Source organism: Enterobacter adelaidei, from assembly GCF_041937165.1.
Taxonomy (GTDB): Bacteria; Pseudomonadota; Gammaproteobacteria; order Enterobacterales; family Enterobacteriaceae; genus Enterobacter; species Enterobacter adelaidei.
Map to the genome: position 1 here is coordinate 864,811 of NZ_CP154353.1, position 13,351 is coordinate 878,161.

The window sequence follows — 13,351 nt, forward strand, 5'->3', positions numbered from 1 at the left end:
AATTGAAACGTTCAGTTAAACGATAAGTCTGACATAAATGACCGCTATGAGCACTGCAATTACTCGCCAGATTGTCCTCGATACCGAAACCACCGGTATGAACCAGATCGGCGCGCACTACGAAGGGCACAAGATTATCGAGATCGGTGCCGTTGAAGTGGTGAACCGTCGTCTTACGGGGAACAACTTCCACGTCTACCTCAAACCCGATCGGCTGGTAGATCCCGAAGCGTTCGGCGTTCACGGTATTGCCGATGAGTTCTTGCTGGATAAGCCGACTTTTGCGGATGTCGCTGACGAGTTCCTGGAATACATCAGGGGCGCAGAGCTTGTCATCCATAACGCCTCGTTCGATATCGGCTTTATGGATTATGAATTCAGCAAGCTTAATCGTGATATCCCGAAGACAAACACCTTCTGTAAGGTAACAGACAGCCTGGCGCTGGCGAGGAAAATGTTCCCCGGCAAGCGTAACAGCCTTGATGCGCTCTGTTCCCGCTACGAAATAGACAATACCAAGCGAACGCTGCACGGGGCATTACTCGATGCCCAGATCCTGGCCGATGTCTATCTGACGATGACCGGCGGGCAGACGTCAATGAAGTTCAGCATGGAAAATGAATCTCAGCAAACGCAGGGCGAGGCGGGAATTCAGCGCGTTGTCCGTCAGGCCAGTCGGTTGCGGGTTGTTTTAGCCAGTGATGAAGAGCTTCTTAACCACGAATCCCGACTTGATCTGGTACAGAAGAAGGGTGGAAGCTGTCTGTGGCGCGCCTGAAAAGCGCCAGAATGCCTGTAAAAGCATCGTTTGGGTGATTTTTGCAGCAAACGATTCAAAACGTGAGAAAAAGCGTTGACGAGATCGGAGGCACACCGTAATATGCGCCTCGTTCCCCAAACGGGAACAGTGGAGCGGTAGTTCAGTCGGTTAGAATACCTGCCTGTCACGCAGGGGGTCGCGGGTTCGAGTCCCGTCCGTTCCGCCAATATTCAGAAGGCCTGAATCAGAAATGATTCAGGCCTTCGTCGTTTCAGCATTCTGCAATTCCGTTCCCTCACTTATCGTTAACAAAACGTTAATTTTTATAGTGCAATTAATTAACATTTGCACAGATTTAGTGCGTTATTTGCACTGATGTTGTGCATTTCGCCACCCTCCCTCTCTCCAGATCTCAGACAGAATGTGTCTTTCTGTAAAAATAATTCACGCAGAATCATTTGGTTATCTCCCGCTTTCCAAAAAATAACCAAACCAATTGTGAATTGGTTTGGTTATTGCTTAATCATTAGCACGATAAGCTTCATTACATATCAATAACTTATCGTTAATAAAAATAAAGTAATGATGAAAGCGAGCGAACCAATATGGAAAAACCGTCACGGTTTCTGGCAAATTCCAGCACCGCGCTTGAACAACTGCGCGGGTTAATCAACCAGCACGAGTCAACACCAGGCACTCCGCTGCCCACAGAACGTGAGCTATCGGAAACTCTCGGCGTAGGACGACGTGAAGTGCGTCGTGCGCTGGATGTGCTGGAAGAAGAGGGGCGCATCTGGCGTAAACAGGGCAAAGGGACTTTTATCGGTCCGGCTGCCCCGGTTGAACCGCTGGCCCTTCAGGGATTGGTTCAGCAAACCAACCTTCTGGAAGTGATGGAAGCTCGTCTGCAGCTCGAACCCGGCTTAGCCCGGCTTGCGGCACTGCGTGCCACCAGGGAAAACCTCGCGCTGATGCAGCGCATGCTGGAACGCATTGATAAGGTCAGCCCGGATGACCGCGATCTCAACGAACTGTGGGACAGCGCCTTTCACCGGGCGATTGCCGAGGCGGCGGGGAACCGTCTGATGCTCGGCCTGTTTGATGCCATTGATGCCGTGCGGCGTGAACCGGGCTGGCAGCACCTGCGCGAATTAGCCCGCACCCCCGAACGCGTCGATAGCTACAACGACCACCATCACAAGATCATGTCTGCGATTATCCATCGCCAGCCTAATGAGGCCGCGGCCGCCATGCGCGAACACCTGCTCAGCCTGCAAACCGCCCTGATCCATGCTATCCACCTTGAGGACGACTTCACGCTATGACGACGATTCCGTTTAAGGACACTGCGCCTGTACTGAACCTGCATAATCTCAACGTTAAATTCGCCGGCTCGCCTGTGAGCGTCCTTGATGGTATTTCACTGATAATTAAAGCGGGCGAAACGCTGGCGCTGGTGGGAGAGTCTGGATGCGGAAAAAGTATCACCTCACTGGCGCTAATGGGGTTACTGCCCGCCAGCGCGCAGATCGTCAGCGGTGAGATGCAGTTTCGCCGTCACAATCTCCGCAAGCTTTCGCCTCGGGAATACGCTGACCTGCGTGGCAGCGAACTGGCGATGATTTTCCAGGAGCCGATGACTTCGCTCAATCCGGCGTTTACGCTGGGGGACCAGCTTAGCGAAGCGGTCATGCGACACCAGAGTGTCTCGCGCGCAGAGGCGATGAATGTCGCGCTGCAGATCCTCGAGAAGGTACAGATCCCGGCGGCAGAGATGCGCCTGAAAGCATATCCCCACCAGCTTTCCGGCGGAATGCGCCAGCGCGTGATGATTGCGATGGCGCTGATTAACCACCCGAAACTGCTGATTGCCGATGAACCGACCACAGCCCTTGACGTGACGATCCAGGCGCAAATTCTCACCTTGCTGAACACCCTCAAAGAAGAGACCGGCACGGCGGTCCTGATGATCACTCACGATTTAGGCGTGGTGGCAGAAGTCGCCCAGCAGGTGGCGGTGATGTATGCCGGTCAGGTGGTAGAGCAGGGGAGCGTTGAGGCCATCTTTGCCGATCCGCAGCACCCGTACACTATCGGCCTGATGGGGTCGATTCCTTCTCTTGGGGCACGTAAGGGGCAGCTCTCCACCATTCCAGGCTCGGTGCCACTGCCAGAATTTATGCCGAAAGGCTGCCGTTTCGCTACCCGTTGCCCGTTTGCGCAGTCACGCTGCCATGATGAAAAACCTTTGCTCAATACGCTCGGCGCGGGTCATCAGGTTGCCTGCTTCCGCGTGCCGCTGGAGCAACACATTGCCCTGGGAGAAATTGCATGACTACGCCCATTCTTGAAGCCCGTGACCTGAGCAAGCTCTTCCCCGGCCCGAAAAAACTGTTTACCCCGGCGAAGTTTGTCACGGCAGTCGATCGCGTTTCACTTTCCGTTATGCCGGGGGAAACGCTGGCGATTGTGGGTGAGTCTGGTTCCGGTAAATCTACACTCGGTCGTCTGCTGCTGCGTTTGCTGGCCGCCAGTGAAGGGCGTGTGTTTTACCAGGGGGAGGAGATCACGCATGCCTCGGGTGCTCGTCTGAATCAGCTCCGGCGCGAGCTGCAGATTATCTTTCAGGATCCCTTCGCCTCGCTGAACCCGCGCATGACGGTGGAGCAGATCGTCGGTGAACCGCTGTGGCTGCACCAGAACATGAAGAAAGCGGACCGTCAGTACCGCGTCGCGGAGCTTCTTAAAACCGTAGGTTTGCCTGCCGCCTGGGCCGGGCGCTATCCGCACGAGTTTTCCGGCGGGCAGCGCCAGCGTATCGGCATTGCGCGCGCGCTGGCCTCGGGACCGAAGCTGCTGCTGGGTGATGAGCCGGTATCCGCGCTGGATGTGTCCGTTCAGGCGCAGGTGGTGAACCTGCTGGAAAGCCTGAAGCACCAGCTGGGGCTGACGATGGTGATTGTCGCCCACGGCCTGGCCGTTATCCGCCACATGAGCGACCGCGTGGCGGTGATGTATCTTGGGCAAATCGTTGAGCTTGCGACTGTTGACGAAATTTTTGATGCGCCGCTGCACCCCTATACCCAGGCACTTATCGCCTCTGCGCCGCAGATGCAGCCAGGCGTTGAACGTGACGCGCCGCTGCTGCAGGGGGACTTACCGAACCCGTCCAGCCCACCATCTGGTTGCCGCTTCCACACCCGCTGCCCGTACGTTACCGACGAATGTCGCCAGGTTGAACCGATAAATCAGGTACTGGACGGTGGACGTCAGGTGGCCTGCCATCGCTGGCAGGACATTAATCGCGATCGCAGCGTTATCCAGATTGCTCCGCCATCTGCTGCCTTTCTGCGCCGCCGCGCGCTGTTTGAACACGCGGCATCTCACTCCTCCCTTCCTTCAAGGAACTCATGATAATGACAATGCGTAATTCTCTTTTGACCGTACTGGGAAGTGTAATGTTGCTCGGCGCGGCGCTGCCCGCCCATTCTGAAAGTGTGCTGCGAATTGGTCTGGGCGCTGACCCGGACATGCTCGACCCGCATCTGGCGCGCACCTACTATGGCCGCTTCGTGTTTGCCTCCCTGTGCGACAGGCTGGTGGACGTGGATGAAAACCTGAAGGTTATCCCCGGTCTGGCGAAAGACTGGGCGTGGAGCGACGACGGTAAAACCCTCACCCTGAATTTGCGCGAGGGCGTCACCTTCCACGACGGTGAGAAATTCGATGCTGCCGCCGCAAAATACAACCTCGACCGTGCCCTGACCTTAAAAGGCTCCCTGCGTAAAAGCGAGATTTCCTCCGTGGAGTCCGTTGAAGTCACTGGCCCGATGCAGATTGCCCTGCACCTGAAAACGCCGGACGCCGCGCTGCTGATGCAACTCACCGACCGCGCGGGCGCGATGATGGCACCCGAAGCGGCAAAAAAACCGGATTTTGCCGCGCATCCCGTCTGTTCCGGTCCGTATAAATTCGACAGCCGCGTGTCGCAGGACCGCATCGTTCTGACGCGTTTCGACAACTACTGGAACAAAGACGCCTACCACTTCGACAAAATTATCTATCTGCCGATCCCGGATGCCTCCGTGCGCCTCGCGAACCTGCGCGCGGGCGATCTCGACCTGACTGAAGGCATCGCCGCCAGCGACGTGAAGACTGTGGAAGCTGACAGCAAGCTGGCGCTGGCGAAGGTCACCGGTCTGGGTTATCAGGGCATTACCTTCAACATTAATAACGGGAAGGTGCCAGCGAACGAACCGTTCAAGGACGCCCGCGTGCGCGAGGCGTTTTCTCAGGCAATTGACCGCGATGCGCTAAATCAGGTGGTCTTTGAAGGGCTGTATTCGCCAGCCAACCAGGCGTTTTCAACGGTGAGCCCGTATCACGTCAACCTGCCGGTACCACCGCGCGATGTCGACAAAGCCAAAGCGCTGCTGAAAGCGGCAGGCGTCGCCACGCCGCTGACCGTCAACCTGCTGGTGCCGAACAACCCAACATCGCAGCAGGTCGGTCAGGTGCTGCAGGCGATGGTCGCTGAGGCGGGCTTTAACCTGAACCTGCAGATGACTGAATTCGCCACGCTGCTCGATCGCCAGCAGAGCGGTGACTATCAGCTGAGCTTCTCCGGCTGGTCCGGTCGTCCCGATCCGGATGGCAGCATCTTTGGCTTCATTAACAGCAAAGGCACTTTAAACGACGGACGTTACAGTAATGCTCAGGTAGATGAATGGTTGACTCAGGCGCGTCAGAGCACCGATCAGGCCGCACGCCAGCCGTTGTACGAGAAAGTGGTGAAGCAACTGCAAACCGATATGCCGATTGCCTACCTCTACTTCGAGCCGCGCATTTTTGGCCTGAACAAAAGCGTGCAGGGCTTTAAGCCGTACCCGGACGGCATCGTGCGTCTGGCCGGTTTGACGCTGGCGAAATAAACGTCCTGAGGAGAACCCATGCTGGAACTGATTTGCAAACGTCTGCTGCTGGCTATACCAACCCTGCTGCTGGTGAGCATGATGGTCTTCGGGCTACAAAAGCTGCTGCCCGGCGACCCGCTGATTGCCATGGCCGGCGAGGAGCGCGATCCGGCAGTCATCGCCCAGCTGCGTGCGGAGCTGAACCTCGATGCGCCAATCCCCGTGCAGTATTTTAACTGGCTGACGCGTGCGCTGCAGGGCGATCTGGGCGTCTCCTTACGCACGCACGAGCCGGTGACGCAGCTGATTGCCAGCAAGTTGCCGGTGACGCTGGAGTTGTCTCTGCTGGCGATGCTCATTGCGCTGGTGTTTGGCATCAGCATGGGGATCCTCGCGGCGGTGAACAAAAACAGCTGGGTCGATCATGGGGCGAACTTTGTGGCGATATCGGGGATCTCAATACCGCACTTCTGGCTGGGGATCCTGCTGATTCTGGTCTTCTCGGTAAACCTGCAGTGGCTACCCGCGTCCGGCTACGTGCCGTTCAGTGAAGATCCGCTTCAGAACCTGCGCACGCTGCTGCTGCCCGCGTCCGTGCTCGGAACCGGCCTGGCGGCGACGCTGATGCGCCACACCCGCGCCTCGATGATTGCGGTCCTGAAAGCAGATTACATCCGTACCGCGCGGGCTAAGGGGCTGCTGCCTAAGGCGGTGATCCTGAAGCACGCGTTTCGCAACGCGCTGGTGCCGGTAATTACCCTCACCACGCTGCTGTTCGGCGAGCTGCTGGGCGGCGCGGTGCTGACCGAGCAGGTCTTCACCATTCCGGGCTTCGGCAAGATGATCGTCGACTCGGTATTTAACCGTGACTACGCGGTGGTGCAGGGTGTGGTGCTGATCGTGGCGATTGGCTTCCTGATGCTCAACCTGCTGGCCGACGTGCTCTACGTTCTTATCAACCCGAAAATGCGAGGTTAACCATGGCGGAACTGTCGACTCAAACCGTTGTGCCTGCACTGCCGCGCGCGCAGAACCGGGTGCTGAAGAAATTCCTCGCGAACAAAAGTGCGGTGATTGGTGCGGTGATTGTGGGCTTCTTTGTATTGCTCGCGCTGCTGGCGCCGTGGATTGCGCCGTTCGACCCGGTCAAAGCCAACTTCCTGGCGGTGCGCAAAGCGCCGTCGGCGATGTACTGGTTCGGCACCGACGAGCTGGGGCGCGACATTTTATCCCGCATTATCTGGGGAGCACGCACCTCGCTGATGGCAGGCTGTATGTCGGTGGTGATTGCTGTTGTCATCGGCGTTCCGCTGGGGCTGGTTGCGGGTTACTTCCAGAAGATGTGGGATGGGGTGATCTCGCGCGTTATCGAGGCGCTACTGGCCTGTCCGTTCCTGATCATGGCGATCGCGCTGGGGGCGTTTTTGGGCCCGAGCCTGACCAACGCCATGATCGCCATCGGTCTTTCGGCGATGCCGATCTTCGCCCGCCTGACGCGCGGGCAGGTGATCGCCATCCGCAACGAAGAGTACATCGACGGTGCGCGGGCGATTGGCCTGCCGGACCGCTGGATCATCATCAAATACATCCTGCCGAATGTAATGTCACCGATCCTGGTGCAGGCCACGCTGGCGATTGCCTCGGCGATTATCGCCGAAGCCAGCCTGTCGTTTTTGGGGCTGGGACAGCAGCCGCCAAATCCGTCCTGGGGCTCGATGCTCAATACCGCGAAAGGTTTCCTGGAGCAGGCTCCGTGGATGTCCGTTTTCCCCGGCGTGGCGATTTTCCTTGCCGTGCAGGGCTTTAATTTACTCGGCGACGGGCTGCGCGATGCGCTCGATCCGCGCCACGACTAAGGAGTCATGATGACCAAAGCGCTTGATTTCACATCCGGTTATGATTCACGACGCCCACCGATGATGGGGCATAATGCCGTTGCTACCTCGCAGCCGCTGGCGGCACAGGCGGGGATGCGCATGTTACAACTGGGCGGTAATGCCGTCGACGCGGCCGTTGCTACGGCGATGGCGCTGACGGTGGTCGAGCCCACAGGGAATGGTATTGGTAGCGATGCCTTTGCCATTGTCTGGGATGGGGAAAAGCTCCACGGTCTTAATGCATCGGGCCGCTCACCTGCCAGCTGGCATGCCGATCTGTTTGCTGGCAAAACCGCGGTGCCGGAAATTGGCTGGGATGCGGTGACGGTACCGGGTGCAGTATCCGGCTGGGTCGCACTGGCGGAACGCTTTGGCACGCTGCCGCTGACCACCCTGGCACAGCCTGCGATTGATTACGCGCGCAACGGTTTTCCGGTCTCTCCGCTGATTGGTCATCTGTGGCAACGGGGCTACAACAAGCTGAAAGACCAGCCGGGCTTTAGTGCGTGTTTTGCCCCTGAGGGACGCGCCCCGCGCATTGGCGAAATATTCCGTAACCCGGCGCAGGCAAACTCGCTGGAGCTGATTGCCAAAACCAACGGCGAAGCGTTTTATCGCGGCGAGCTGGCGCAGAAAATTGCCGCCTTTGCCAAAGAACATGGCGCACATCTTACCGCCGACGATCTGGCAAACCATCGTGTAGACTGGGTTGAACTGTTGTCACGTGATTTTGCGGGCGGTTCGGTGCAGGAGTTGCCGCCAAACGGGCAGGGGATCGCCACGCTGATTGCGCTCGGCATTCTGGAGCAGTGCGGTATCGAAAAACACCACCCGGATTCCGTTCAGGCGCTGCACTTGTCTATTGAAGCAATGAAACTGGCGCTGGCCGATCTTGATCGCTACGTGGCGGATGAAGAGCACATGGAGTTCGCTGCCAAAGCGCTGCTGAGCGATAGCTATCTCAAATCGCGTGCAGCGCTTATCGATCAGAATAACGCCTCTGATTTCGTCTATGGTTCGCCGACGCAAAGCGGGACGGTCTACATCAGCACAGCGGATGCCAACGGCATGATGGTTTCGTTTATTCAGTCTAACTATATGGGCTTTGGCTCCGGGATTGTGGTGCCGGACACGGGGATCAGCCTGCAAAATCGCGGCTGTGGTTTTTCGCTGGATCCGAATCACCCGAACGCGCTGGCGGGCGGCAAGCGTCCGTTCCACACTATCATTCCTGGCTTTGCGATGGACGGTAACGGCAAGCCGCTGATGTCATTCGGCGTGATGGGCGGGCCAATGCAGGCGCAGGGGCACATGCAGATGGCGCTGCGCATTATGCTGCACGGACAAAACCCGCAGGCAGCTATCGACGCGCCGCGCTGGCGCGTGGTGCAGGGGAGAGAGGTGATCGTTGAGTCGACGTTCGATCGCAACACGATTGCGGCGCTACGCGAACGCGGGCATCAGATCGTGGTAGAAGATCCGCTTCAGGATTACAACTTTGGCGGTGCGCAGGTGATTTACCGTCTGCCGGAAGGGCATTACGTTGCCGCGACGGAAAGCCGCAAAGATGGGCAGGCATTAGTGAGTTAATGTTTTATCCGCCCTCTCCCAATGGGAGAGGGCGGTGGTGAGAGGAAAATTTCACCCAATACTAAACGGATCCGCATCCTGCCACGCCGGAAACTTCTCCCGATACTCCTTCAGTGCCGTCAGCGACAGCTCGGCATCAATGCGCGTCGCCTGATGTGGCTCGGCGGTGGCAATGATCTCGCCCTGCGGGTTCACCACCCGGCTGTCGCCGCGATAGTGATGCCCGTTGCCGTCAGTCCCCACGCGGTTACAGCCCACCACGTATGCCTGGTTCTCAATCGCGCGCGCCACCAGCAGCGACTGCCAGTGGAGGGAGCGTGGCGCAGGCCAGTTGGCGACATACAGTGCTACGTCGTAATCGTTGCGGTTGCGTGACCACACCGGGAAGCGCAGGTCATAGCAGACCAGCGGCAGAATTCGCCAGCCTCGCCATTTGAACACCACGCGCTCGTTTCCGGCTTCATAGTGATGATGTTCATCCGCCATACGGAACAGGTGGCGTTTGTCGTAAAAATGCACTTTCCCTTCTGGTTCAACCAGCAGGAAGCGGTTCACCGGCCCGCGCTCGGTTTGCAGAGCGGCGCTGCCCGCGATCAGCGCGTTGGTCTGCTGCGCTTTGGCATGCATCCAGGCGACCACCTCTTCCTGCGGCATCGACTGTTTAGCCGCTTCCATCGCGAAGCCGGTGGTGAACATCTCCGGCAGGACAATCACATCACGCCCGGTAATACCTTCCAGTTGACGATCAAAGTGACGCAGGTTGGCGGGGCCATCCATCCACACTAACGGTTGCTGCAAAATCGAAATCTTCAGACCAGGCACAATTCAGACTCCTCAAACGACCACTTTTTGACACTGTAGCACGACATAACGAGAAAATGTGGCAATAAAAAACCCCGCGCATGGCGGGGTTTGTGCAAGCGAAACGCCTTATGCTGCTTCAGATTTGCGGTGTTTCTCCGGTAGCTTTACCGGCTGCGTCGCCAGCTCATCCGGTTCGAAATCATCCACGTTGATACTGCGCAGACGGCTCTCTTCAGCTTTCACCAGGATTGCAGCTTCATCCTTATCGATGATACCGCCCGCCAGGGCCTGTTTTGCCAGTTCGTCCAGACGGGTAAACGGCAGGTTTTTGCCCAGCTGTTTGCAGATCTTCTGATGAATCGGATCGGCAGCCATCACGTCCAGCAGCGCCTCTTCCAGCAGACCCACCGGGTTATGCGGGGTTGGAGCCAGATACTGACCACGACCGATACGTGAACGGGTTGCGCTCGGAACCTGCAGGATCTTCGCTACTTTGTGATCCAGCTTGTCGGATGGTGCCTGGTGATGACGACCGGTCGGGAAGATCACCACGCGCAGGGCTCCGGCCACAAAACGGTTCGGGAAGTTCGCCAGCAGATCGTCAATGGCCTGTTCAGCCTGATACATCGCATCCTGTACGCCCCAGTGGACCAGCGGCAGATCCGCTTCCTGACGACCTTCATCGTCGTAGCGTTTCAGGACCGCAGAGGCCAGGAACACCTGACTCAGCACATCTCCCAGACGTGCAGAGATACGTTCGCGACGCTTCAGGCTACCGCCCAGTACTGCCATAGAAACGTCAGACAGCAGAGCCAGGTTGGCGCTCAGACGGTTCAGCTGTTGATAGTAACGTTTCGTCGCATCACCGGTTGGCGTAGCGCTGGTACGGCCATTCGTCAGACCGAGCCAGAAGCTGCGCATCTTATTGCTACCCACATGACCAATATGTTTGAACAGCAGCTTATCGAAGGCATCTACGTCGTTGTTCTGCGCAGCGGCCATCTCTTCCAGCACGTATGGATGGCAGCGAATGGCGCCCTGACCGAAGATCATCATGCTGCGGGTCAGAATATTCGCCCCTTCAACGGTGATTGCGATAGGCGCGCCCTGATAACCACGGGCGAGGAAGTTACCTTCGCCGAGCATAATGCCTTTACCGCCCGCGATATCCATCGCGTCAATGATCGACTGCTGCGCACGGTGAGTACAGTGGTACTTCACGATTGCGGACAGTACAGCTGGTTTCTCGCCCAGCATAATGCCGTAGGTAATCAGGGAGGCGGCAGCATCCATCACATAGGCGTTACCCGCGATACGTGCCAGCGGTTCTTCAATACCTTCCATCTTGCCGATGGAGATTTTGAACTGACGGCGGATGTGAGCGTACGCACCAATCCCCATCGCCACAGATTTCAGACCACCAGTGGAGTTTGACGGCAGGGTAATACCGCGACCTACAGACAGACATTCCACCAGCATACGCCAGCCCTGACCGGCCATTTTCGGGCCACCGATGATGTAATCAATCGGTACAAAGATATCCTGGCCACGCGTTGGACCGTTCTGGAACGGTACGTTCAGCGGGAAGTGACGACGACCAATTTCAACGCCTGGGGTAGAAGTTGGGATCAGCGCACAGGTAATGCCCAGATCTTCTTCTCCACCCAGCAGTTTCTGCGGGTCAGAGAGTTTAAACGCCAGACCGAGCACGGTGGCGATAGGTGCCAGCGTGATGTAGCGCTTGTTCCAGGTCAGGCGCATCCCGAGCACCTGCTCACCCTGCCATTCACCCATGCAAACCACGCCGGTATCCGGGATCGCACCCGCATCGGAGCCCGCTTCCGGGCTGGTCAGCGCGAAGCAAGGGATTTCCAGACCGCGTGCCAGGCGCGGCAGGTAGTGATCTTTCTGCTCTTCCGTACCGTAATGTTGCAGCAGTTCGCCCGGGCCTAAGGAGTTAGGTACGCCGACAGTGATGGCCAGGATCCCAGAGACGCCAGCCAGTTTTTGCAGGACACGGGCCTGAGCGTAAGCGGAGAATTCCAGACCACCGTACTCTTTCTTGATGATCATCGCGAAGAAGCGATGTTCTTTCAGGTACGCCCACAGTTCTGGCGGCAGATCGGCCATTTCATGGGTGATGGCGAAATCATTTGCCATACGGCACGCTTCTTCCACAGGGCCGTCAATAAAGGCCTGTTCTTCAGCAGTCAGACGTGGCTGTGGGTAGTTATGCAGCTTTTTCCAGTCCGGGTTACCCTGGAACAGGTCGCCTTCCCACCAGGTGGTACCCGCATCAATCGCTTCTTTTTCAGTACGCGACATTGGCGGCATCACTTTGCGGAAACCTTTGAACACCGGGGCAGAAATCATGGATTTACGCATCGGGGCAAAGTTAAACGGCAGAAGAATGATAGCGAGTGGGACTAAAAGCCAGATATTCCAGAGACCTGCGACGCCAAGCGCAGCCGTCCAGGCCAGAAGAATCAGGCTGCTCAGGAATAAACTTACACGGTGATAGAACAACACACCGAGCAGAACAACGGTTGCGAGAATGCTCAAAATCATCATAAAGAAAAGCTCCCTTGCTTGTAGGAGGTCTGACCACTTGTGATGATATGGTTGTAGTTGATGTGAATTTTTTTAGCAATGTGTTTACAAAATAATTACAACCTGGTTCACATTGTTCGTGTTTTAGCCGGCACAAAAAATCAAAACGCCGGGCGATTCGTATGGCTTTAGCTTCTCGCTTTTCCCGCTATCCGGTACACTCCACTGTGTTATTTCATCAATACTGAAGGATTATCCTCATGTACCAGGATCTTATTCGTAACGAACTGAACGAAGCGGCGGAAACGCTGGCTAACTTTCTGAAAGATGATGCCAATATTCACGCTATTCAGCGCGCGGCGGTCCTGCTGGCCGACAGTTTCAAAGCCGGGGGCAAAGTGCTCTCTTGCGGTAACGGCGGTTCCCACTGCGACGCTATGCACTTCGCAGAAGAGTTGACCGGGCGTTATCGCGAAAACCGTCCGGGTTACCCGGCGATTGCGATCTCTGATGTGAGCCATATCTCCTGCGTGAGCAACGATTTTGGTTACGACTACGTCTTCTCCCGCTATGTTGAAGCGGTCGGACGTGAAGGCGACGTGCTGCTGGGTATCTCTACCTCTGGTAACTCCGGTAACGTGATCAAAGCGATTGCTGCCGCGCGCGAAAAAGGGATGAAAGTCATCACCCTGACCGGTAAAGATGGCGGTAAAATGGCGGGTACGGCGGATATTGAAATTCGCGTTCCGCACTTCGGTTATGCTGACCGCATTCAGGAAATTCACATCAAAGTGATCCATATCCTGATCCAGCTGATCGAAAAAGAGATGGTTAAGTAAGACTTCGCTGGGGGCTGA

At 56.8% G+C, this 13,351-nt stretch carries 11 protein-coding genes and 1 tRNA gene; 10 read left to right on the plus strand and 2 right to left on the minus strand.

Annotated features, from left to right (window positions below; all coding sequences use genetic code 11):
• Positions 1-46 precede the first annotated feature (46 nt).
• The 9 genes from dnaQ (at position 47) to AAHF05_RS04260 (ending at position 9,140) form a co-directional block, all read left to right on the plus strand.
• Entirely contained in the window at positions 47-778 is a 732-nt protein-coding gene (gene dnaQ, locus AAHF05_RS04220) for a DNA polymerase III subunit epsilon (protein WP_025912581.1), read from the plus strand.
• A gap of 131 nt (positions 779-909) precedes the next feature.
• Positions 910-986, plus strand: a tRNA-Asp gene (locus AAHF05_RS04225).
• Positions 987-1,365: 379 nt separating this feature from the next.
• Positions 1,366-2,085 (plus strand): FadR/GntR family transcriptional regulator, encoded by a 720-nt coding sequence (locus tag AAHF05_RS04230; protein ID WP_108090747.1) that lies wholly within the window; start codon positions 1,366-1,368, stop codon positions 2,083-2,085.
• On the plus strand, positions 2,082-3,095 hold the full coding sequence (locus tag AAHF05_RS04235) for an ABC transporter ATP-binding protein (protein WP_129323774.1): 1,014 nt from the start codon (positions 2,082-2,084) through the stop codon (positions 3,093-3,095). The genes AAHF05_RS04230 and AAHF05_RS04235 overlap by 4 nt, the downstream gene beginning before the upstream one ends.
• On the plus strand, positions 3,092-4,174 hold the full coding sequence (locus AAHF05_RS04240) for an ABC transporter ATP-binding protein (RefSeq protein ID WP_049007175.1): 1,083 nt from the start codon (positions 3,092-3,094) through the stop codon (positions 4,172-4,174). Before AAHF05_RS04235 ends, AAHF05_RS04240 begins: the two co-directional genes overlap by 4 nt.
• A gap of 2 nt (positions 4,175-4,176) precedes the next feature.
• Positions 4,177-5,691, plus strand: a complete 1,515-nt coding sequence (locus AAHF05_RS04245) for an ABC transporter substrate-binding protein (RefSeq protein ID WP_206737105.1) — start codon at positions 4,177-4,179, stop codon at positions 5,689-5,691.
• Positions 5,692-5,709: 18 nt separating this feature from the next.
• Positions 5,710-6,651 carry an ABC transporter permease gene (locus AAHF05_RS04250; RefSeq protein ID WP_129323775.1) on the plus strand — a complete coding sequence of 314 codons (942 nt, stop codon included), beginning with the start codon at positions 5,710-5,712 and terminating at the stop codon, positions 6,649-6,651.
• A 2-nt stretch (positions 6,652-6,653) separates the two neighbouring features.
• Entirely contained in the window at positions 6,654-7,529 is an 876-nt protein-coding gene (locus AAHF05_RS04255) for an ABC transporter permease (protein ID WP_108090744.1), read from the plus strand.
• A gap of 9 nt (positions 7,530-7,538) precedes the next feature.
• Positions 7,539-9,140 (plus strand): gamma-glutamyltransferase family protein, encoded by a 1,602-nt coding sequence (locus tag AAHF05_RS04260; RefSeq protein ID WP_129323885.1) that lies wholly within the window; start codon positions 7,539-7,541, stop codon positions 9,138-9,140.
• A gap of 51 nt (positions 9,141-9,191) precedes the next feature.
• Here AAHF05_RS04260 and AAHF05_RS04265 read toward each other — a convergent pair whose 3' ends face one another.
• A complete protein-coding gene (locus tag AAHF05_RS04265) occupies positions 9,192-9,962 on the minus strand; it encodes an amidohydrolase (RefSeq protein WP_129323776.1) in 771 nt (256 codons plus the stop codon).
• 108 nt (positions 9,963-10,070) lie between these two features.
• A complete protein-coding gene (gene fadE, locus AAHF05_RS04270; protein WP_028017729.1) occupies positions 10,071-12,515 on the minus strand; it encodes an acyl-CoA dehydrogenase FadE in 2,445 nt (814 codons plus the stop codon).
• 239 nt (positions 12,516-12,754) lie between these two features.
• On the opposite strand from fadE, the gene lpcA reads away from it, so the two are divergent.
• A complete protein-coding gene (gene lpcA / locus AAHF05_RS04275; protein ID WP_028017728.1) occupies positions 12,755-13,333 on the plus strand; it encodes a D-sedoheptulose 7-phosphate isomerase in 579 nt (192 codons plus the stop codon).
• Positions 13,334-13,351: the final 18 nt, after the last annotated feature.